The sequence below is a fragment of the Rhizobium sp. PRIMUS64 genome (assembly GCF_023006465.1).
Taxonomy (GTDB): domain Bacteria; phylum Pseudomonadota; class Alphaproteobacteria; order Rhizobiales; family Rhizobiaceae; genus Rhizobium; species Rhizobium leguminosarum.
The window spans coordinates 20,922-42,369 of record NZ_JALBGX010000056.1 but is presented as its reverse complement, the minus strand read 5'-3'; the positions used below and the strand labels follow the sequence as shown (position 1 = coordinate 42,369).

Annotated in this window: 17 protein-coding genes and 1 pseudogene; 2 read left to right on the top strand and 16 right to left on the bottom strand. The window is 61.2% G+C overall.

The window, feature by feature from the left end:
- From MOV76_RS21480 to MOV76_RS21415, 14 genes are all read right to left on the bottom strand, one after another.
- Window positions 1-1,414 (bottom strand): 2Fe-2S iron-sulfur cluster-binding protein (locus MOV76_RS21480; RefSeq protein WP_247265236.1); only part of this gene is annotated, 1,414 nt, incomplete at its 3' end.
- A gap of 33 nt (window positions 1,415-1,447) precedes the next feature.
- Window positions 1,448-2,713, bottom strand: a complete 1,266-nt coding sequence (gene nuoF / locus MOV76_RS21475) for an NADH-quinone oxidoreductase subunit NuoF (RefSeq protein ID WP_018243735.1) — start codon at window positions 2,711-2,713, stop codon at window positions 1,448-1,450.
- 4 nt (window positions 2,714-2,717) lie between these two features.
- Window positions 2,718-3,227, bottom strand: coding sequence for an NADH-quinone oxidoreductase subunit NuoE (gene nuoE, locus MOV76_RS21470; protein ID WP_018243734.1), 510 nt, complete (start codon window positions 3,225-3,227; stop codon window positions 2,718-2,720).
- 16 nt (window positions 3,228-3,243) lie between these two features.
- Window positions 3,244-4,458 carry an NADH dehydrogenase (quinone) subunit D gene (gene nuoD, locus MOV76_RS21465; protein WP_018243733.1) on the bottom strand — a complete coding sequence of 405 codons (1,215 nt, stop codon included), beginning with the start codon at window positions 4,456-4,458 and terminating at the stop codon, window positions 3,244-3,246.
- Between the two features lie 29 nt (window positions 4,459-4,487).
- On the bottom strand, window positions 4,488-5,024 hold the full coding sequence (locus MOV76_RS21460; RefSeq protein WP_112905351.1) for an NADH-quinone oxidoreductase subunit C: 537 nt from the start codon (window positions 5,022-5,024) through the stop codon (window positions 4,488-4,490).
- Complete coding sequence (locus MOV76_RS21455) at window positions 5,021-5,524, bottom strand: NADH-quinone oxidoreductase subunit B family protein (protein ID WP_018446419.1); 504 nt, start codon at window positions 5,522-5,524, stop codon at window positions 5,021-5,023. Before MOV76_RS21455 ends, MOV76_RS21460 begins: the two co-directional genes overlap by 4 nt.
- Window positions 5,512-5,877 (bottom strand): NADH-quinone oxidoreductase subunit A, encoded by a 366-nt coding sequence (locus MOV76_RS21450; RefSeq protein ID WP_018243731.1) that lies wholly within the window; start codon window positions 5,875-5,877, stop codon window positions 5,512-5,514. Before MOV76_RS21450 ends, MOV76_RS21455 begins: the two co-directional genes overlap by 13 nt.
- 134 nt (window positions 5,878-6,011) lie before the next feature.
- Window positions 6,012-7,469, bottom strand: a complete 1,458-nt coding sequence (locus MOV76_RS21445; RefSeq protein WP_018243730.1) for an NADH-quinone oxidoreductase subunit N — start codon at window positions 7,467-7,469, stop codon at window positions 6,012-6,014.
- Window positions 7,466-8,941: an NADH-quinone oxidoreductase subunit M gene (locus MOV76_RS21440; RefSeq protein ID WP_018446421.1), complete on the bottom strand. Its 1,476-nt coding sequence runs from the start codon at window positions 8,939-8,941 to the stop codon at window positions 7,466-7,468. The genes MOV76_RS21445 and MOV76_RS21440 overlap by 4 nt, the downstream gene beginning before the upstream one ends.
- A gap of 8 nt (window positions 8,942-8,949) precedes the next feature.
- Window positions 8,950-10,710 carry a Na(+)/H(+) antiporter subunit D gene (locus MOV76_RS21435; protein ID WP_247265235.1) on the bottom strand — a complete coding sequence of 587 codons (1,761 nt, stop codon included), beginning with the start codon at window positions 10,708-10,710 and terminating at the stop codon, window positions 8,950-8,952.
- Window positions 10,703-10,957, bottom strand: coding sequence for a hypothetical protein (locus MOV76_RS21430; protein ID WP_018243727.1), 255 nt, complete (start codon window positions 10,955-10,957; stop codon window positions 10,703-10,705). Before MOV76_RS21430 ends, MOV76_RS21435 begins: the two co-directional genes overlap by 8 nt.
- Window positions 10,954-12,417, bottom strand: a complete 1,464-nt coding sequence (locus tag MOV76_RS21425; protein WP_112905347.1) for a monovalent cation/H+ antiporter subunit D family protein — start codon at window positions 12,415-12,417, stop codon at window positions 10,954-10,956. The genes MOV76_RS21430 and MOV76_RS21425 overlap by 4 nt, the downstream gene beginning before the upstream one ends.
- Window positions 12,418-12,421: 4 nt before the next feature.
- Window positions 12,422-12,724, bottom strand: a complete 303-nt coding sequence (gene nuoK / locus MOV76_RS21420) for an NADH-quinone oxidoreductase subunit NuoK (RefSeq protein ID WP_017961910.1) — start codon at window positions 12,722-12,724, stop codon at window positions 12,422-12,424.
- A complete protein-coding gene (locus MOV76_RS21415) occupies window positions 12,724-13,224 on the bottom strand; it encodes an NADH-quinone oxidoreductase subunit J (protein ID WP_017961909.1) in 501 nt (166 codons plus the stop codon). Before MOV76_RS21415 ends, nuoK begins: the two co-directional genes overlap by 1 nt.
- 958 nt (window positions 13,225-14,182) lie before the next feature.
- On the opposite strand from MOV76_RS21415, the pseudogene MOV76_RS21410 reads away from it, so the two are divergent.
- Together MOV76_RS21410 and MOV76_RS21405 are read left to right on the top strand one after the other, a co-directional pair.
- A pseudogene (locus MOV76_RS21410) lies at window positions 14,183-14,743 on the top strand (phosphate acyltransferase); the annotation flags it as partial.
- Between the two features lie 36 nt (window positions 14,744-14,779).
- Window positions 14,780-15,958 (top strand): acetate/propionate family kinase, encoded by a 1,179-nt coding sequence (locus MOV76_RS21405; protein WP_210068030.1) that lies wholly within the window; start codon window positions 14,780-14,782, stop codon window positions 15,956-15,958.
- 259 nt (window positions 15,959-16,217) lie between these two features.
- Here MOV76_RS21405 and MOV76_RS21400 read toward each other — a convergent pair whose 3' ends face one another.
- Together MOV76_RS21400 and MOV76_RS21395 are read right to left on the bottom strand one after the other, a co-directional pair.
- Complete coding sequence (locus tag MOV76_RS21400; protein ID WP_028734540.1) at window positions 16,218-17,537, bottom strand: glucoamylase family protein; 1,320 nt, start codon at window positions 17,535-17,537, stop codon at window positions 16,218-16,220.
- Between the two features lie 5 nt (window positions 17,538-17,542).
- On the bottom strand, window positions 17,543-21,436 hold the full coding sequence (locus MOV76_RS21395) for a GH36-type glycosyl hydrolase domain-containing protein (RefSeq protein ID WP_247265234.1): 3,894 nt from the start codon (window positions 21,434-21,436) through the stop codon (window positions 17,543-17,545).
- Window positions 21,437-21,448: the final 12 nt, after the last annotated feature.

Here is a 21,448-nt window from a genome sequence, read left to right as displayed (position 1 = left end):
CGCAGATCCTGCGGCTGTTGATTGACATTCGCGACCGGCGCGGCCTGTCGATGTCCGCAAAAGCGCCGCCCGGCAAGGCCTGACCAGCTGCCGCCACAAGACCGGCCACCACCGCCGCAAGGCTTGCCGCTTCTCCGCCCGGAGGCACACGAACCACCACCCTTGCACCGGCGTCCAGACGCGATGGCCGCGCCGATAGCATGAGCAATCCGGTCTGCCGCCGCCGCGCCCCGTCCCGCAGCAGGTATTCGGTGACTGGGTTCTCCTCGGTTATATTGCCTCCGACGACGAGCACGCAGTCGTTGCCGATTAAGTCGTCCAGCGGCGTGCGGCTGTAGAAAGTTCCCAATAGCGGGCCGAGCGTATCGAAGGGCGCGGCCCAGCGTGACGAACAATCAATGTTGTTGGTCCGGAATACCGTTCGCATCAGCTTCTGGAACTGATAAAGCACCTCGTTGGGCAGGCGAGGCGAGGCCAGCCCGCCGGCATCCTTGGTCTCGACGGCCAACAGTCGCCGACGCAGATAGTCCCCCGCTTCGTCCCAGGAAACCGGAACCAGGGCGCCATCCTGACGGATCATTGGCTGCTTGATCCGGTCCCGGCTTGCAACGAAATCGAGGCCGAAGCGTCCTCGCACGCAGAGAGTTTCGTGGTTGACACCTTCGTCCCACTTCGAGCGCACCCGCATGAACTCGCCCTTGCGCGTGCCCACCGTCAGCTGGCAACCGGTGCCACAATGCGGGCAGACCGTGTCGGTCTCTACGAGATCCCAGGGGCGCGCCTTGTAGCGGTAGGGGAAGCTCATCAGCGCGCCGACCGGGCAGACCTCGACGCAATTGCCGCACTGGTCGCAACTCGCCAGACTGCCCTCGAAGCCGGTGACGGCGGTATCCATGCCTTTTTCGATGGTGCCTAGCGCCACCGCACCGACGACCTCCTCACACATCCGGACGCAGCGCTGGCACTGGATGCAGCGGTTGACGTTCATGATGATGACCGGGCTCAGACGAATGTCCTCGGAGTGGAACACACGTTTGTCATCGCGGAATTGGCTTTCGCGGGGCCCGTAGGCCATTACCATGTCCTGAAGCTCGCATTCGCCGCCCTTGTCGCAGATCGGGCAGTCGAGGGGGTGGTTGGCGAGCAGCATGTCGAGCATGGAAGAGCGCGTTTCCTCGATCAGAGGCGTGTTCGTCCGCACGACCATGCCATCGGTGGCCGCAGTGGCGCAGGACGGCTGCAACCGCCGCACGCCCTCGATCTCCACCAGGCACATGCGGCACGAAGCCAGCGGCGGCAGCCGCTTCAGATAGCAGAAGGTCGGGACGTCGATGCCCAAACGCTGGGCGGCCTGCAGCACTGTCGAGCCAGCCTCAACTTCCAGCGTTTGTTCGTCGATCGTGACTTTAAGCATGGTTTCCTCACAACCCTGATCCAGCACACTTCTTCAGTGAAACGGGCACCTCCGCTCCTCGACATGGGCGACGAATTCATCTCGGAAATGCGCGAGTGCTGCACGCAATCCCATCGCTGCACCGTCACCCAAGGCACAAAACGTATTGCCGAAAATGCCCTTGCAGAGCATCTCCAGCTGCTCCAGATCGCCGGGTGCGCCATCCCCGCCTTCAACCCGGCGCAGGACCTTCACGACCCAGTTCAATCCTTCCCGGCAGGGCGTGCACTTGCCGCAGGACTCATGGTGGAAGAACTCGATGATCCTGGTGGCGACCTTGACCATGCAGGTGCTATCGTCGATCACGATAACGCCAGCCGAACCGAGCATCGAGCCGGCGGCAGCCAGCGAGTCAAAATCCATCCTCACGTCCAGCCCTTGCTCAGGGATGACCGGCGCTGAGACCCCGCCCGGGATCACCGCCTTGATCTTGCGTCCCGGCAACGCCCCGCCGGCATGTTCCTCGACCAGCTCGCGCAGCGGTATGCCCATCGGCAACTCGTAGAGGCCGGGTTTGCGCACCTGCCCACTGAGGCAGTAGAGCTTCGGGCCCGGGCTCTTGTCCGGGCCGATGCCGCGGAACCAGTCCGCGCCCCGCGCCACGATATGCGGCACGCAGGCCAGCGTCTCGACATTGTTGATCACAGTCGGGCTGGCATAGAGCCCGGCCACGGCCGGAAACGGCGGCTTCAATCGCGGCTGCGCCCGCTTGCCCTCGAGCGACTCGAGCATCGCAGTCTCCTCGCCGCAGATATAGGCGCCTGCGCCGCAGTGGATGTGGACGGCGAAATCGAAATTCGAGCCCAGAATGCCCGTTCCCAGATAACCCTTTTCGTGTGCCTCGGCGATCGCCTGCTCCAGGCGGCGGATCGCCGTCATATATTCTCCGCGGATGTAGACATAGGCGGTTTTGGCCCCAATCGCATAGGCGCTTACCGCCAGCCCCTCGATGAGTTGATGCGGATCGCGCTCCATGATGATCCGGTCCTTGAAGGTGCCTGGCTCGCCCTCATCGGCGTTGCAGCAAAGATATTTCGGCTTGTCGACCTGCTTCGGCACGAAACTCCATTTCATGCCCGTCGGGAATCCGGCACCGCCGCGACCGCGCAGGTTGGACTGTTTGACGAGGTTAACGACCTCGTCAGGCGTGTATTCGCGCAGCGCCTTCGCCAGTGCCTGGTAGCCGCCGTCAGCCTCGTAGGTCGACAGCAGGTGACTGTCCGGCACGGCGACATTCTTGAGGAGAACCGGCTCGAACATGGCGCTACTCTCCCTGCGGTCGCGCAGAGGGCTCGATGCTCGCGACCCGTTCCGTGGTAGCCCGCAGGTTGTCCAAAAGTGCATCTATCCGCGCGACATCAAGGGCACCATGGTAATCGTCGCCGACCTGCATCACCGGAGCCATCTCGCAGGCACCGAGGCACTCGACGGAGGAAAGCGTGAACAGCCCGTCCGGCGTGGTGTCGCCCTTCCTGATCGCCAGCGCCGTTTCCAGATGCTTCAGCAGGTCCTCGGCTCCGCACAGCATGCAGGAAACATTGTCACAGAGTTGCAGGTGGAACATGCCCACCGGCTCGGTATGGAAGAGCGTATAAAAGGTCGCCAGCTCGTAGACCCAGATCCGTTCGACTCCGAGAATGTCGGCGACTTCTTCCAGCACCTGACCAGGCAGATGGCCATGCTCCCTCTGCGCGATCAGAAGCGCGGGCATGATCGCAGAGCGCTGGTCGGGATACCGCGCCGCTGCCTCTTTTATCCTTTCGCGCATGGTCATTGCATTCAAATCCCTGCTACTTGTCCACCTCCGCCATCACTGGGTCGAGACTGCCGAGCACGGCGATCATGTCCGCCAGATAGCGGGCGTTGGTCACCCCGAACAGTCCCTGAAGGTTGACGAACGAGGGTGCCCGCACCTTCATGCGGAATGGTTTTGGCGACCCGTCGCTGATGATATAGAACCCAAGCTCGCCCTTTGGCGCCTCGATCGCCGAATAGACCTCGCCCTTCGGCACCTTGAAGCCATAGGCCGACAGGTCGAAATGCTGGATCAGTGCTTCCATCGAGCAATGCACCTTGTCCTTGTCCACTGGGAAGGCGATTGTTGGCATGTCGATCTGAAACGGCCCCTCGGGCATCTGGTCGAGGCATTGCTCGATGATCCGGACGCTCTCGCGCATTTCCTCGACCCGACATTGCCAGCGCGCATAGCAGTCGCCCTCGTCGCGCGTGATGACGTTGAAGTCGAGCCGGTCATAGATCTCATAGGGCTCGTCGCGACGGATGTCCCAGTCGACGCCCGAAGCGCGCAGGTTCGGACCGCTCAGGCCAAGATCGATGGCGTCCTCGGCGGAGATCACGCCGATCCCCTGCGTGCGCTTCAGGAACACCCGGTTGTTTTCGAGCAACCGCTCATAGTCGCGGATCCGGTTCGGGAAGATGTCGCAGAACTCCCTGATCTTGGGAAGGAAACCGTCAGGCAGGTCCTCGCGCACTCCGCCAACCCTGCAGAAGGACGTGTGCATGCGTGCACCGCTGATCATTTCCAGGAGGTCCATGATCATTTCGCGCTCCCGCATGGCGTAAAGCAAGGCGGTCATGGCGCCGAGGTCCATCGGCAGCGCGCCGGTGATCAAGACATGGCCGGAGATCCGCGCCAGCTCGGCCATCATCACGCGGATATATTGTGCGCGGATCGGTGCTTCTATGCCGAGGAGTTTCTCCACCGCCAGCGCGAAGGCGAGGTTGTTCGACGGTGGACAGAGGTAGTCGAGCCGGTCGGTGAGCGGAAAAATCTGGGTGTAGGTGAAGCTCTCCGCCAGTTTTTCGGTGCCGCGATGGAGGTAGCCGATGTGTGGGTCCACGCGCTTGACGTACTCGCCGTCCAATTCCAGGACGAGCCGAAGAACCCCATGCGTGCTGGGGTGCTGGGGGCCGAGATTGAGAAGCACCTCCTTGGTGTCGAACGCTTCGCCTTGCGGCCTGATCAGTTCGGTGACTTCGGTCATTTTAAGTTCCCGGCGTGGAGCGGCCTCCCTTATGGAATGTTCTTGGTGGCGAGGTCGGGCTGCGTCGGTGGCGTGCCTTCGGCGCCAAACGGGTTCAGCTTGTCCTTGTAGCCACGGAGCGGAAAATCCTTGCGCTGTGGGAAGCCCTCGAACCCTTCCCACATGTAGATCCGGCGCAAATCGGGGTGGCCCTCGAACCTGATCCCGTACATATCCCAGGCTTCGCGCTCATGCCAATTGGCGGTTCGCCAGATCCCCGTCACCGACGGGACCCGCGGCGGATCGGCGAGGCGGCATTTGATGCGAACGCGCAATTTGTTCGGTAGCGAATAGAGGTGGTACACCGTCTCGTAGCGTGGCATCTCAGGATAATGATCGACCCCGCAGATGTCCGACAGGAAGTTGAACCGCAACGCCGGGTGTTCCTTCAGAAACCGGCAAAGCTCGACGATCATGTCAGGCGGAGCGGCGAAGGCATATACACCATGCGCGAAGCCAAGATCGTCGATTGCCTCGCCGAAACGCTCCGTGATCGTAGTGCGGATGAGGGGCGTCTCCACACTCATGACGCTGCAACCCGACCCAGAGGAGTCCCGGCCAGTGCTCGGGATTTTTTGATCTTCTCCTGAAGTAGCAGGAATCCATGCATCAGCGCCTCGGGCCGCGGCGGGCAGCCGGGCACATGCACGTCCACCGGCACGAAGGTTTCCGCTCCCTGCACCACCGCGTAGGTGTTGTAGACCCCGCCCGAGATGGCGCAGGTGCCCATGGCGATGACCCAGCGGGGCTCCGGCATCTGGTCATAGAGGCGGCGCACCACGGGCGCGAACTTCCGCGTTACTGTGCCGGCGATGATCATCACATCGGACTGGCGCGGCGAAGGCCGGAACACCACGCCGAACCGGTCGAGATCATAGCGGGCGCACCCCGCCGAGATCATCTCGATGGCGCAGCAGGCAATTCCGAAGGTCTCGGGCCACAGCGCCGAGCTCCGGCTCCAGTTGATAACGCTCTCGGCCGTGGTGAACAGCACGCTGTCGCGGATCGCGTTGTTTACGCCTCCCATTCGAGTGCTCCCTTCAGCCAGGCATAGGCGAAGCCCACAAGAAGCAGCACTATGAAGACGAACATCTCGACAAAGCCGACCAGCCCGATGTCTTTCAGGACGGCGGCCCAGGGAAAGAGGAACATCGTCTCGACATCGAAGACGACCAGCAGGATCGCAAGGATAAAGAACGGCACTCTGAAGCGCCCCGCGGCGGCCTCACCCGCGGCGTCCATGCCGCACTCATAAGGCATGTTCTTTTCGGGATAGGGATTGGACGGACGCAGCAGCGAAGAGACAAAAAGCGTCGCGCCCGTCACCAGAACGACTCCGACGATCATAAAAAGAACCGGCAAGAATTCCATCGCAGCCATATCGCACTGCACCGGTTACCCACTGACTGCTTTCCTCAGGCCGCGACCGTCCTGTTCAGGACCGTAATGCAGTCGCCCCGGGAAGCAACTTGGGCAATCCTTTCTTGAGCTTTGAGTTTATTCCGTCGGACAGATCATTGCAAATTCAATCGGTCAGCCGCCAACACGGAATGCTGGGCAAGTCTTAAAAACCAGGCGGGGAACAGGCCGATGCCGATGGTGCCCGCAGCAGTGAAGGCGAGCGTCGCGCGCACCAAGGGCGTCAGCGCCGGGTCGAACGTCCTTTCCGGCTCGCGCATGTAGATCACCATGACGATGCGGATATAAAAGTAGGCGGCAACAGCACTCAGCAGCACTGCGATCACCGCCAGCATGACGAACCCTCGCTCGACGAGCGCGACCAGCACGTAGAACTTGGCGAAGAACCCGGCCGTTGGCGGAATGCCGGCGAGCGAGAACAGATAGAGCAGCATCAGAAGCGCGAGCCCGGGACGGGACTTGGCGAAACCCGAGTAGTCTTCGATAACCTCGCCCGAGAAATTGCCGTTCCGCATCATGATGACAGTGGCGAAAATGCCGAGATTCATCAAAGAGTATATCAGCAGGTAGAGCATCACGCTGGCGATCCCGTCGGCACCGCCGGCCACCACGCCGAAAAGGGCGAACCCGGCATGGGCGATGCTGGAATAAGCGAGGAGCCGCTTGAAATTATCCTGCACCAGCGCCACGAAACTGCCGAGCGCCATCGTGCCCACGGCAATGACCGCGACGATGATCCAAACGTCCGAGGCTGCTACCAGCGGGTTGAGGAACACCCTCAGGATCACTGCGAACCCCGCCGCCTTGGGGCCGACTGACATGAAGGCGGTGATCGTCGTCGGCGCGCCTTCATAGACGTCCGGCAACCACATATGGAACGGCACCGCGCCGACCTTGAAGACCAGCCCCGCGACGATGAAGACCACCGCCAGCAGCAATCCGGGATCGAGCGGATCGCCGGTGACCGCCGCAGCCATCCCGTCCAGCTGCGTCGTGCCGGTGAGCCCGTAGACCAGCGAAACGCCGTAAAGGAAAATCCCGGTCGAGACCGCGCCAAGGATCACGTATTTCAGCGCCGCTTCGTTTGACCGCCGCTCTCGCCGCAGGAATCCGGTCAGCACATAGGTGCAGAGCACCATCAGTTCGAGGCCCACATAGATCGAGAGGAGATCGGTCGCCGAGGCCATGATCATCATTCCCGAAAGCGCAAAGAGCAGCAGGACATAGTATTCGCTGCTCCCGATCCCCTCGATATCCGCATATTTTCGCGAAAGGAGGAATGTCAGGATGGTGGCCAGGTAGAACACGAACTTGAAGAAGACCGCGAAGCGGTCGGCGACGAACATGCCCGTATAGGCCGGCCGCACCTCGCTCGAAAGAATGAGTGTCGCCAAGGCGGCAATCAGCACGATCGCGACGGAAGCCCAGACCAGGAAATATTCCTGCCCCCTGCGCACAAGCTGTCCCAGGATCAGCAGGATGCAGGCTCCAGTGATCACCACGATCTCGGGCAGGCTTGCGAGAGCCGACTGGAAAAGTGCTGCGGCGGTCATGGGCCGCTCCCCTTATCGTGCACCTGAGCCAGCAAATGCTTCACCGAGACGTCGATGATGCCGAGAAAGGGTTTCGGATAGAGCCCGACCCACAGCACTAACACGGCCAGCGGCAGGGTCGCTGCCAGCTCGCGGGCGTTCACGTCGCGTATCTTGAACCGGACGCCGACGCTGGCCGGACCAAGCGCGACTTTCCTATACATGCCAAGCAGATAGGCCGCGCCAAGCAACGCGCCCAAAACGGCGGCCGCGCCGATGGCCAGGTTGGCCGCAAACCCGCCCGACAGGACCAGCAATTCGCCGACGAACGAATTTGTTCCCGGCAGCGCCATCGACGACAGAGTGAACAGCGCAAGAAACGCGGTATAGACGGGTGCTGCCTTCATCAGCCCGCCATAATCAGCGATGCTGCGGGTATGGGTCCGCTCGTAAATCAAGCCGACGAACAGGAACAGGGCGCCCGTCGTCACGCCATGATTGAACATTTGCAGGATACCTCCTTGGAGTCCGCGGAGATTCAGCGCAAAAATCCCCATGGTCACGAAGCCCATGTGGCTGATGCTGGAATAGGCCACCAGTTTCTTCAGATCGTCCTGTGCCAGCGCGAGCAACCCGCCATAGACGATCGCAAGCGCTGAAAGCGAAAGCATCAGTGTCGAATAATATACCGACGCCTCTGGCAGCATCGGCAGCGAGAACCGCAGGAACCCATAGGCGCCCATCTTCAGGAGTACGCCCGCCAGGATGATGCTGCCCGCGGTCGGCGCTTGTACATGGGCGTCCGGCAGCCAGGTATGGACCGGCACCATCGGCACTTTGACGGCGAAGGCGATCAGGAAGGCGAAGAACAGCCAGGACTGGACCGGGAACGGCAAATCCTGCGCTGTCAGCGCGAGGATGTCGAAGGTCTCGCCGCCGTTGAAATAGAGCACGATGACACCGATGAGGAACAGGAGGCTGCCCGCCAGCGTGTAGAGGAAGAACTTGAACGCCGCATAGATCCGGCCTTCGCCACCCCAGACGCCGATGATCAGGTACATCGGGATCAGCATCGCTTCCCAGAAAACGTAGAACAAGAACAGGTCGAGCGCGCAGAACACCCCCAGCATCAGCGCCTGCATGGAGAGCAGACTGACCATGAACGCCTTGACCTTGCGGTCGATCGCAACCCACGAGGCGAGCACACAGATCGAACCCAGCAACGCGGTCAGGAACACGAAGAGCGCGCTTATCCCGTCGATACCAAGCGCATAAGTGATCCCGAGCGCGGGCACCCAAGGGCGCTTCTCTGTGAACTGCATCTCGTGGGTCGTGGTGTCGAATCCGGCCAGCATGGCGATGCAGAGGGCGAGGTCAAGGATTGTGACACCCAGCGCTGTCCAGCGCACCGCATCGTCGCCGCGGAGAAACATCAGAACCGCTGCCCCGGCGACGGGCGTGAAAATTATGAAGCTCAGAAGCGGCAATCCCATCGCGCCCCCTACCGCCATACCACGGCGAAGACCACGGCGGCTGCGATCACACCAGCGATCATCGCCAGCGCGTAATGGGTCACGACGCCGGTCTGGAGCCGCCGGAGCCGCCCGCCGCCGCGCAGGATCGAGCGGGCGACGCCGTTCACGACGGCGTCAACGCCGGTGACATCGATCCGCAGTCCCATTCGCGCCGCCCCATGCAGGAAAGGCAACACAGCAGTCTCGGACACGTCGCTCACCGCCTTCTCGTAGCGCGCCAGCGGTTTTCCGGCGATCCACATGAAGACCCGAGCGCCCTTGCGGTAGAACCAATCGGTGTCGATGCTGATCGTGTTCTCGGGGTCGAGCGCCCTGAGGAATATGACAAAACCCAAGGCGGTGAACATCAGCACTCCAAGGCTCTCGGTGACATGGACGCCGGTGTAAGGTTCGTAGTCCACCGGATAGGGCAGAAGATCGTAAAGCGGCTGAGGGAACACCCCGATCGCGATGCAGAGCACCGCCGCCATGCCCATCGCAACCAGCATGTTGCGGGGCGGCTCCCGCGCCTCCAGCCCACGGTCGGTGCCAAAGAACATGTAGTACGGCAGCTTCAGTCCGGTGTGCAGGAACGTCCCCGCCGACGCCATCGTCAGCGCGAGCACCATCACAGCGCGGTGATCCTGTCCGGCGGCGGCCACCACCATCGACTTGGTGACGAAGCCCGAGAAGAATGGAAATGCCGAAATCGCGAAAGCGCCAACCATGTAGAGCGCCACGGTCACCGGCATGGTCTTGTAGAGCCCACCAAGCTCGGTGAGCTTGCGCCGGCCGGTGACGTAAATCACCGCCCCAGCACCCATGAACAAGAGCGCCTTGTAGAGGATATGTGCGAAGGCATGACTGGTGGCCCCGTTCACCGCCATCTCGGTGCCGATGCCGACGCCCGCCACCATGTAGCCCACCTGGCTAACGATGTGATAGGCCAGTAGCCGGCGGCAGTCGTTCTCCAGCACCGCGTAGACGACGCCGTAGAGCGCCATCGCGGTGCCGAGCCAAACGAGAAGTTCAGTTCCCGGAAACGCCCGAGCCAGCACATAGACGGCGGTCTTGGTGGTGAAGGCGCTCATGAACACCGCGCCGGTGACAGTCGCCTCCGGGTAAGCGTCGGTCAGCCAGGCGTTGAGCGGCGGCACAGCGGCGTTGAGCATGAACCCGGCAAGGATCAGGTAAGCGCCGACGCCCATCTCGCCTCCGATCGGGCCGAAGAGCAGCGAGCCAGTCGAGAGCCCGTAGAGAATGACGCCGCCAAGTAGGACGACGCCGCCAGTGATATGGACCATGAGATACCGGAACCCGGCGGCGATCGCCTGTCGGCCGCCCTGGGCGAAAACCAGATAGGCAGAGGCAAACGCCATGCCTTCCCAGAACAGGTACAAGGTCAGGTAGTCGCCGGCGAAAACCACGCCAAGCGCGCTGCCGACATAGACGAACGCAGCGACATGCTGGCCGGGGCGCGTCAGGTGCAGAGCATAGACCGTTCCGATCAGCGCCATAATGGTGAAGACCGTTGCGAAGACGATGCTCAGCTTGTCGACCTTCGCGATGAGGATTTCCTGCCCGATGAACGATGCCGCGCCGTAGCTGCCTGACTGCATCGTGAGCACGGTGAGGATCGCAAGTATCGGGATCAGCAGCAGATAGGCCTTGCGGATCGACCCGTTCAGAAAGGGGATCGGCAGGGCACCGAGAATGAACAGCAGGGCGGGATGGACGAAGTCAGTCATAATAGTCCTCGCGCCGCATGAGCCCAGCCCGATGGCCGAGGAACTTGGAAACGAAAATCAGCAGCACGCAGGATAAGAAGCCGTAGACGGCCGACCAGCCCGGCAGACGGTCCCACGGGTATTCGGCGTGTTCGCGCGGCACCAGGAAGTCGGCGATGACGATCAGGACGAGCACCAGATAGAAAAGCCGACGCCGTTCGGTCGCATACTTTCCGTCGCCAAAGAAATCGACCAAGCGCTTTATCACCTGACAACTCCTTCCGCCAAGGCGACGAAATAGTCGGGGAAGATGCCCATCGCCACCGACAGGATGGCGGTCGCAACTAGCGGGATCGTCACCATCGGAATTTCACGGACCGTTGCCGGGCTCCCTTGCGCCTCCGTCCCGAAAAAGGCGACATAGCTGACCGGCAGGAAATAAGCGGCGTTGAGGACCGAACTCGCTAGGAGCACGATCAGGAACGCGATTTCCCCCGCCTCCACCGCGCCTCGCGCCAGATACCACTTGCTCACGAACCCCGCAGTCGGTGGCACGCCGATCATGCTGAGTGAGCCGACGAAGAACGCCCCCATCGTCCAGGGCAACCGGCGGCCGATACCTGCCATGTCGCTGATGTTGCGCTTGCCAGACGCGCAATAGATCGACCCGGCGCAGAAAAACAGTGTGATCTTTGAGAATGCATGCGCCGCGATGTGGATGATCCCGCCGACCATCGCGACCGGCGAGAGCAGAACCGCGCCCAGCACGATGTAGGAGAGCTGGCTGACCGTCGAATAGGCGAGCCGCGCCTTCAGGTCGTCCCGCGTCAGGGCGTAGACCGACGCCATCAGAATCGTGAACGAGACCAGATAGGCCGTGGCGATGCCCAGTCCTAGCCCGTCCACCAGCCCCGTGCCGAACACATGGAACACCAACCGCAGCACGCAAAACACGCCCATCTTGACCACGGCCACGGCATGCAGGAGCGCACTGACCGGTGTCGGCGCCACCATCGCGGCAGGCAGCCATGCGTGCATCGGCATCACCGCAGCCTTGGCGAAGCCGAAGAGGTAGCAGAAATAGACGACTGTCAGCAGCGCCACCGAAGCATCGCTCCCTGCCAGCAGGCCCCCCGTGACAAAGTCGAGCGATCCCGCAATGTGGTAGGTCAGCGCCAGCGCGGCGAGAAGCACGCTCTTTGACGCTCCCATCAAATAGACCAGGTACTTGCGGCTGCCCGTCCATCCCTCTTCGTCTTCGTGGTGGTAAACGAGCGGATAGGTAACGAGGGTGAGCATCTCGTAGAAGATCACCAGCGTGAACAGATTGGCGGCGAAGGCGCCTCCGACCGCTGCCGCGAGACTGGCGGCAAAGCAGGCGAAGAACCGGGTCTGCGCATGCTCGTTCAAGTGCCGCATGTAGCCGATGGAATAGATCGCCGCGACAATCCACAGCAGCGACGAGACGGTGGCAAACACCATGCCGAGCGCATCGACCCGGAAAGCCAAGTCAATCCCCGGCAGAACCTCAAACAGGCGCAATTCGACCGTCCCGCCCGCCAGCACCGTGGGCGCCATCGAGACGACAATTGCGAACATGGCGATTGCCGCCAATGGCGAGACGATATCGCGGAGTTTCTCGCGGTTGTTCAGGAGAAGAACTGCAAGGGCCGCCAGGCCCGCGACGGCGACGGCAAGTAGCGGCCGGATCGATACCACCGGGTCCAAGCCTCTATCCTTTCATCATGGTCACGTCGTCGACCTTGAGGGTAGATTTGTTCCTCACGAGGGCGACCAGGATTCCGAGGGCGACGGCAACCTCCGCCGCGGTGATTGCGATGACGAAGATCGCGAAAATCTGACCGCGGAAATCGGCGTAGTAACGCCCGAAAGCGATGAAATTGATGTTGACCGAGTTGAGCAACAGCTCCAGCGACATCAGCACGACCAGAATGTTGCGCCTGAGCAGCACGCCCGCCGCTCCGATCACGAACAGCGCCACTCCGAGCAAAATATACCACCAGAGCGGAACCATCACCGCTGCTCCTTCTGCGCCAGCACGATGGCCCCGATCAGGGCGGCCAGCAGGATGACGGACGCAACTTCAAACGGCAGGAGATAGTCGGCGAACAGCGTTGTGCTGAGCTGCCTGACCTGATCGCCACCGCGCACGGTGACGGGCTGCGTGAGCGAAAAGCGGCCGCTCCAGAGCACCAGCGCAACCATCTCGATCCCAAGCAGGACGAGCAACACCAGAGCCGCCATGTTGCCGCCCGGCAAGAACCGTTGCAAGACCGCTTCGCGCACATCGATCATCATGATCACGAAGACGAACAGGACCATAATCGCGCCGACATAGACAAAGATCTGGATGACCGCGAGCAGCGGCGCCTCGAGCAAGACGAAGATTGCCGATATCTGCAGGAAGCACGCCATCAATGCCAATGCGCTGTGAACCGGATTGCGCGCCATGACCAGCGTCAAGGCGGTGATCACGGACACCGTAGCGAACAGAAGAAAGAACCCCTGATCCATCGACGCCGACCCTCCGACGCGAACTGCTACCCGGCGCGAGACGGCCGGATTTGAGATTGCGCCGCAACTTCCGATGCGTTCAAAAATTGTGCCCTAAAATCGGATTTTTCACAAGATTATTGTCATTGGCGGAGCAAGACCGGGTCGGTCCGGATGTGGCGAAGGTCGCTTGCGAAGCGCGCGCTTTCGATAGCGCCGTACCGATTTTATTGTTCCATAGGCAAATGGCTTGAGCCGGTCGGTACCGACGTTTTGTTACGGCGTAGTGGGAAATTTCTTCCAAATAACACCGGCTGTTCCGCCGAAGTTACAAGTCGCTGTGGCTTCAGGCCCCCGCAACCAAATCTTTCCCTCCAAAAAACAAAACGCTCCTCGTGGAGCAGCCCGCTCGGCGGGCAATCGAGTCACTGGATCGATTGCTTGTTGGAAGCCGCTGGCAAACACGCATGCCCGTAGGGCCGCCGGCAATGAGATCGAGGACGAACATCGCTCCGCCGCTGCGGCCCGACTTTCGGAGATCAATCTCGCGAACTACCGCGTCTTTGCCTAGCCAGCCGTCCGGGCGGCCATTACGCCGCCGGTGGCCGATGCGGCATCCCCACCCCTTGCGCCTCGGCTACGAAAGTCGTGCCAGCGCAGGTCGATTGACGCTGGCTGGGTTCAAGACGATGATGCGAGAACAGTATTTCGTCCTCTTGATCGACGAGCCCGGGTCCTTGGGACAATTCCGGCACTCCTGCCGGCGGACATGGACGAGCGCCGAAAGGCCTTCGAGGCCCTGCGCGAGCTGCTGGTGTCGTCGGGCGTTGCAGGCCGGCGGGAGCCGATTGCCTCGATCGTGTGGCCGAGCTGTTCAGCCTCGGCAAGGAGGAATTCGGCAGCAACCCAGTCCGCGGACCGGCAAGCAAGAGCGCTCGCGTTCGCAACGCATCCTGATCGAAGCAGAGGGAGCTTCCCAATGACCGACCTTTCCACGACCAAACCTGAACAATCAAAATACGACCGACTGATTGCCGCTGCACGGGAGGTTGCGCCTGCCGTCACGATCGTGGCGCATCCCTGCGACGAGACGTCATTGCAGGGCGCGCTTGACGCCGAGAACAGACTGATCGTACCGGTCCTGGTGGAGCCCGCCGCAAGAATTCAGACGGTGGCCGCGGAGAATGGGCTTGATCTGAAAGAGCACGAAATCGTCGACGTTCCAAATAGCCACGCCGCTGCGGCGAAGGCAGTCGTCCTGGTACGAGAGGGAAAGGGCGAGTTCCTCATGAAGGGCAGCCTCCATACGGACGAACTGATGCGCGACGTCACGGCCCCCGCCACCGGCCTGCGCACCGAACGCCGCGTCAGCCATATCTTCGTGATGGATGTGCCTGACCACGCCGACACGCTCTTCATCACCGACGCGGCGATCAACATCTCTCCCGACCTCGATGTTAAACGCGACATCGTGCAGAATGCAATCGACCTCGGGACGACGGTCGGGCTCGGTCAGCCCCGTGTGGTGATCCATTCCGCCGCCCGGCGGCGTGTGACACAAGTGGCGGCCTGAACCATGGACGCGATCCTTGTCGTCAACGCCGGCTCGTCAAGCCTAAAGTTCCAGATCTTTGAGATCGCCGACACCGGCCCCAATTGCCGCATTCGCGGCCAGATCGATGGCATCGGAGTACGGCCCCGTCTAGCGGCGAGCGCCGCCGACGGAACGGTCCTGGTTGATCGTCGATATGCGCCGGAGGTAGTCGACCACCTGCCGGCGGCAATCGCTGAAATCCGTGCGTGGTTGCTGACCCTTAAGGGTTTCACGCTCCGTGCCACTGGTCATCGCGTCGTTCATGGCGGCCCGGACTATGCGAAACCGATCCTCATAGACCGCGACACACTCGACAAGCTTGCGACTTTCCAGGAGCTTGCTCCGCTGCACCAGCCGAACAACCTCGCGCCGATCCGCCTCGCGATGGAAATCAATCCGGATGTGCCGCAGGTCGCCTGTTTCGACACCGCTTTCCATCGCGGCCACGCCCCGCATACGGATTGCTACGCCTTGCCCTGGGACTACTACGAGCACGGAGTACGACGATACGGCTTTCATGGCCTGTCCTACGAATACATTGCCGAGCGGTTGGCCGAAGTCGCGCCCGGAATCGCCGGTGGACGCATCATAGTTGCCCACCTCGGCAGCGGTGCGTCCATGTGCGCGCTGAAGGACGGACGCAGCCTTGAGACTACGATGGGCTTCACGGCACTCGATGGCTTGCCGATGAGCACCCGCCCGGGCCAGATGGATCCCGGCATCGTGCTATACCTGCTCGATCACAGAGGAATGACCATGGGGGAGGTTACGGACCTTCTCTACAGGGCGTCCGGTCTGAAGGGGCTGTCAGGCATTTCGGCCGACATGCGCGATCTTCTTGCCAGCGATGACCCGCGTGCGGCCCTCGCCATCAATCACTTCGTCCATCGCTGTGCGCTCAGTGCCGGCATGCTTGCCGCCGCGCTTGGAGGTCTTGACGCTTTCGTCTTTACGGCTGGCGTCGGGGAGAATTCGCCGCCAATCCGCGCTCGCATCGCCGAACGGCTTGCCTGGCTGGGAGCCGAACTCGATCCCGCGGCCAACGAAGCGGGCGCGGTGCTCATTTCCACTTCTGCGAGCCGCGTCGCGCTCTACGTCCTGCCGACGGATGAGGAACTGATGATCGCCCGCCACACGCTTGCACTCATAACAGCACCCTGAAACCGATGTAATGCGCATGATCAACCCTTTCGGCCCGAGAAGCGCCGCGCGCCCAATCACTGGGTAGGAGCTCTATGTGGACGGCGGCTATCATATTGTCGACTGAGCATGCGGCGAACAAAACAGCCGCCGACCCCTTGATCCCGCCAAGTTGAAGTAATCCAGCTCGCCTTCGCATGCCCGGAAGATACCAATTGACAACGAAGGCGAGAGTTGGCATCCGCGGGCGTGAGGCGATAGAATCCAAGCGGCATCCAATCTAAAGCCAGCCCCCTGAAAATCCCGCACGTCTCAACCCGGTCACGATGGGCTTGCATTGGCGCATGATGTTCCAGAGCAAGCCGGTCCGATAGTTTTCGATCATCAGCACCACCGGTCCTTGGTCGATGCCGAAGTGATAAGGGCTTACCCACCATCCGGCTTGACTGTTTTCCACCGCATATGTCTGGTTAAACGACGGTTTGAAGCCGTAAAGCCGCGTCATACCGAGCTTCATCCGCGCAAAGTTGCGGACAGTTGGCACGACAATCTCCGGCGCGAACGGCAGCGAGGCGACAACGACCCATGGCGCGATAGTCCCATCGTCAGGTCCGAAAGGAGCCCCGCGGGCTACGTAGTCGAAGAACTCCCGATCGACCCCATCTATCGTCCGCTTACCCCAACCCGGGCCGTCGCATGCGGTGAACCCCCAACAATGTTCGCCATACCCTACAAAGTTCATCGGGTTGCGGATTGCGTATTGTTGCTGGATATATGTCGCATGCCGACTGTTTTCGAAATAGTCGGTGTCATGGTGGCGCATGAACGCATCGCGGATGCCTCGAAAGTCTATCCACATGTGCGACAGTTGATGGGTAAAAAGCGGTCCTGAATACAACAACTCGCGGCCGTAGATATTCCGCCATTCGTAGGTTTCGGTGTAGGCGGCATAGCACTCGGGCGGCAAAGGGTGAGTTGGGGATCCCAGACCAATGATGTAGAGCAGCAGGCCTTCATCATAGCCACGCCACCGATAGGGGATGAAGCCACTCTCCGGACGCCAGCCATGCGTTAAAGTTGCACCGCCATCGCAGGCCCAATTCCAGTCGGCACGCTCGTAAAGCGCCATCGCGAGCTGGCGGATTTCAGCCTCAGCGGCCGTGTCGCCATCAAAGTAGGTGGCAACGGTCAAGGCACCTGCGAACAGGAAAGCCGAGTCGATTGTCGACAACTCGCATTGCCAAACCCGGCGCCCAGTTTCGATGTCTAGGAAGTGATAAAAAAACCCTTTGTAGCCGGATGAATCCGGCTCCGGCCCCTGCGGGCATGCCATCAGGTATCTCAAGCGATTGCGGGTGATCTTTGCCGCAAATTCGCGGATGAGGACGCCGCGTTCTACAACCACGGGGATGGTCGCCAACGCCATGCCGATCGCCGCGATGCTTGCCGGGGCGTTCGGTTCTGTCTTGTCGCGCACCAGGCCGTTGTCCGGGTTTGTGCATTGGAGATAGTACAAAAGAGTGGTGAATTGCAGCCGAGCGAGGTCCTGGTCCGTTGGCATGCGGTCGAGATCAGCGTCGGTTGAGAGCATTTCGGGCATGGCCGCTAACCAACTATGATGTGGACGTTATGCATGCGTCCGTCATCCACAAGCGAGACGGCTTCGTTCGCGACTGGTTCACCGTCCAGGGTGACGGAGTGCACGCCTCGGCCAATGCCCTTCGCGTTGTCGAAACGGATGCGGTAGGTCGCTGATCCATATCGGTATGCGATCTCATAGGCCGGCCAGCCTGCCGGAACGCACGGCTCGAACCGCAGAAACGGCCCTTGCTGGCGAAAGCCGAGGATCGCCTCGAGCGCTACGCGGTAGAACCAGCTGGCCGATCCGGTGTACCAGGTCCATCCACCGCGCCCAGTGTGTGGCGGCGCGCCATAGATATCGGCGCTGACCGCATATGGTTCCACCTTGTAGCGTTCGACTTGATCTCGCGTGGCGCCATGACAAATCGGATTGATCAGGTTCCACAGCTTTAAGGTGAGATCGCCGTCGCCTTGCAAAGCGGTCGCCCAGACAACCCAGGTTGCCGCATGCGTGTATTGGCCGCCATTTTCACGGATGCCCGGGACATAGCCCTTGATGTAGCCGGGCTGTAGCAAGCCTTCGTCAAAAGGCGGGTCGAAGAGTTTGATCAGCTTGTCCTCTTGGCGTACCAGCCGGTCGTGGACCGCACGCATCGCGTTTGAAGCTCGTCCAGCATCGGCTTCGCCCGAAATGACAGCCCAGGCCTGCGGGATGGCGTCGATCTGGCATTCGTCGTTCAGGTCCGACCCGAGCGGCGTGCCATCGTCAAAATAGGCCCGGCGATACCAACCACCGTCCCAGGCGTTGGCCTCAAGGGCTGTGCGCAGCGCCTCGACTCGCTCGCGGCACCAGGCGGCTCTGCTTTGATCTCCACGCGACACTGAAATCTCGGCAAATGATTTCAGGACCGTGAGGAAGAACCAGCCGTTCCAGACGCTCTCTCCCTTGCCTTCGGCGCCGACCTTGTTCATGCCGTCGTTCCAGTCACCGGTTCCCATGAGAGGAAGGTCGTGGCTGCCCAATCGATAGCCATGCTCCAGCGCACGGATGCAATGCTCGTAGATGGAGCCGGACTGTTCGCTGGTCGCCGGCTGGTTGAAGTCTTCCTCCTGGTCTTCTTTCAACACCGGCGACGTGATGAAGGGTACCATCTCATCAAGCAGTTGAACGTCGCCCGTCGTGGACACGTAGTGGTGAACGACCAGAGGCAAGAAATAGAGGTCATCGGTGATCCGGGTACGCACGCCGATACCGGATGGAGGATGCCACCAGTGCTGGACGTCCCCCTCCTCAAATTGCCGTGCTGCCGATCGCAGGATCTGGGAGCGGGCCTCGCTCGGAGCGCTGTAGACCAGAGCCATCACGTCCTGGAGCTGATCCCTGAAGCCGTAAGCGCCTCCGGACTGATAATTGGACGTACGCGCCCAGACACGGCACGCCAGAACCTGGTACAGCAACCAGCGGTTCATCATCAAGTTCATCCCGACATCGGGCGTGGTCACCTGGATCGAGTTTAGAATATCGTCCCACTGGCGGACAACAGCCGACAGGCTACTGACAGCACGCTCGGAGTCGGCATGCTCGTGGACCAGCCTGCGGACTTCATCGAGGTCGGTAGTCTCTCCCAAGACAAAGACGATTTCTCTGCTTTCGCCGGGTGACAAGGAGATATCCACCATCAGCGCAGCGCAGGGATCCAGCAATGGACCGAACCGTTCTGCAAGATTGGTTCGCAGCATAGCCGCTGGCTGAAATACGGAACCATAGTTGCCAAGAAACTCCGCGCGGTCAGATGTCGCCGAGCGCGCCGGCTGACTGGCGGCTGCGAAAGCCAGCTTCCCGGCAAAGGCTCCGCCCCAGGGGTTTCTGGCGACGATGGCGCCCGACCGCGTATCCCGCGTGCAGACAATCCGCGTCGCCGCGTCTTCGCGGTGGGTCCCAAGTACCCACTCAGCGAAATAGGTTGCGGTGACGTGCCGAGCCCGAACATCATTGTTAGTAAGCCTGAGACGAATGATCTTGACCGGATCGTGGAGTGAAACGGAGACCGTCAGCTCTTGATCGAGGTGACGGCAGTGACCGATATAACGGCTGTAGCCTTGGCCGTGACGCACGGTCACCGCCGCACCAGGACCGATGGGCAGGGGTGTCGGCGTCCAGATATCTCCGGTTTCCTCATCCCGCAAATAGAGGACTTCGCCCGGCGCATCCGTAACCGGGTCGTTCGACCACGGTGTTAGCCGGTTCATCTGGCTATTCTCCGACCATGTGTAGCCGAGACCGGCTTCAGTCGTCAGACAGCCAAAATGCGGGTTTGCGATCACGTTGCTCCAAGGCGCAGGCGGCAGGGCGGCGGCTTGGGGTTTCAGCGCGCTCACGTGCACCACATACTCCTGTCCATCGGCTGTGAAGCCGCCGAACCCATTCCAGTATTGCAAATCCTCGGCTGGTTTAGGCGGAGGGGCTGTGGGTTGCTCGCTCAGCCCAGTGGTGATGGTGGGCGAAAGAGGTGACGTGGCCGGGAAGAGCCGGTTGAGTTGATCGCTGAGTTCACCGCCGGTTCCCAGCAGGACGATGCGCGCTGCCGCGGCGATGGTCGCCAGGTGGTCGCTTTCGGTACCGGGCTCGGAAAGGATAAAGATTCCGCCGGGTTTGCCGAACATTTCCGCTTGCGGGCCTGATTGCAGCTTTTCGGCCAGCCGCTTGGCGCTTTCTGCACCGCCCCCGTCAAGCAGAATCAGGTCAAATCTCAATCCCCTCCGTCGAGCGAAATCATGGCCCATCGTCACCTGGCGAACGAGCGCATGATCCCCATCGCCATCCGCGCGGACCAGCACGATCGGGAGGTCGCCGGAGATACCTTGAGCCCAGAGAGCCGCTTGATCCCATCGATCTCTCGGGATAACAGGCGCCTGCCGCATGGCCTGGTTCGCAAATGCGACGCTCGCGGCCAGCCGATTGAACAGCGAGATATCGTCGGGCTTCAGGTTCAGTGTCCGGAGCTCGCTTTCGTATTTCCTTGACGCATCGGAGAAAGCTTGTTCGACCGCGTCGAACTTGGCGTATCTCTCGGCGATGCGCTGCACGGCCGACTGATCGTCTGCCGCTCCTGTGACGAAGGCGACGCGCGCGTCGGCGCCTGGCGCCAGACGAACCGTTCGCCGCAGACAGAAAATCGGGTCGAGGACAGGGCCGGTTGTTCCGGAGAGCGATGCGCCCACGTCGAATACCGAGGGGTTGGTTGTCGTCCGGCCTCGGCCAAGAAATCTCAGCCGATCGGTTTCATATTCGGCCGCTTCGGCAGACGGCACGTTCGATGAGGAAACGTGAACTGCCCAAGTGGCTTTCTCCCCGGCAGCACGTGGCCTGCGGCGGGCAAACAGAGCGCCTGTCGCCTCGTCAAACCGGGTTTCTATAAAAAGCTTGGCAAAACCCGGATGCGCCATATCCGCGCGACGATTGATCAGGCAGACCTCGGCATAGCTTGTCAGTTCGAGGGTTCGTTCCCGTGTACCATGATTCATGATCATGAGCACACGCACCTCCGCGTCCACATCGGACGCGACACAGATCTTCGAGACGATTTCAATGTCACCGGCGTGACAGCCAAATTCGGCCCTGTCTCCGTGAAAGGCGTGCTTGTAGACATTTAAAGGGCGAAATATTGGCTGCTTTCCGATGGACCAGAGATCGTTGTCCGTCAGATCCCTGATATAACAAAATTGGCCCCAGCAATCGCGGGTGCTGTCCTCGCGCCACCGGGTAATGTCCAGGCCTTGCCACATTCCGTAACCGGCCCCGGCGGCCGTGACCAGCACACTATACCGATCGTTGGAAAGCAAGGCGACCGCGGAGCCGGGATTCGCCGGCTCCGCGATATTGTCATGTCGTGCTGCGTCGGACGTGCTCGTTGCCACTGGAACCTCCGT

Bases quoted from the DNA above. Each gene is read 5' to 3' on its own strand.
- nuoF (WP_018243735.1), bottom strand. From the start codon at position 2,713: ATGTTCGAGCCGGTTCTCCTCAAGAATGTCGCCGTGCCGGACAGTCAC.
- nuoE (WP_018243734.1), bottom strand. From the start codon at position 3,227: ATGACCATGCGCGAAAGGATAAAAGAGGCAGCGGCGCGGTATCCCGAC.
- nuoD (WP_018243733.1), bottom strand. From the start codon at position 4,458: ATGACCGAAGTCACCGAACTGATCAGGCCGCAAGGCGAAGCGTTCGAC.
- MOV76_RS21460 (WP_112905351.1), bottom strand. From the start codon at position 5,024: ATGAGTGTGGAGACGCCCCTCATCCGCACTACGATCACGGAGCGTTTC.
- MOV76_RS21455 (WP_018446419.1), bottom strand. From the start codon at position 5,524: ATGGGAGGCGTAAACAACGCGATCCGCGACAGCGTGCTGTTCACCACG.
- MOV76_RS21450 (WP_018243731.1), bottom strand. From the start codon at position 5,877: ATGGCTGCGATGGAATTCTTGCCGGTTCTTTTTATGATCGTCGGAGTC.
- MOV76_RS21445 (WP_018243730.1), bottom strand. From the start codon at position 7,469: ATGACCGCCGCAGCACTTTTCCAGTCGGCTCTCGCAAGCCTGCCCGAG.
- MOV76_RS21440 (WP_018446421.1), bottom strand. From the start codon at position 8,941: ATGGGATTGCCGCTTCTGAGCTTCATAATTTTCACGCCCGTCGCCGGG.
- MOV76_RS21435 (WP_247265235.1), bottom strand. From the start codon at position 10,710: ATGACTGACTTCGTCCATCCCGCCCTGCTGTTCATTCTCGGTGCCCTG.
- nuoK (WP_017961910.1), bottom strand. From the start codon at position 12,724: ATGGTTCCGCTCTGGTGGTATATTTTGCTCGGAGTGGCGCTGTTCGTG.
- MOV76_RS21415 (WP_017961909.1), bottom strand. From the start codon at position 13,224: ATGGATCAGGGGTTCTTTCTTCTGTTCGCTACGGTGTCCGTGATCACC.
- MOV76_RS21405 (WP_210068030.1), top strand. From the start codon at position 14,780: ATGGACGCGATCCTTGTCGTCAACGCCGGCTCGTCAAGCCTAAAGTTC.
- MOV76_RS21400 (WP_028734540.1), bottom strand. From the start codon at position 17,537: ATGCCCGAAATGCTCTCAACCGACGCTGATCTCGACCGCATGCCAACG.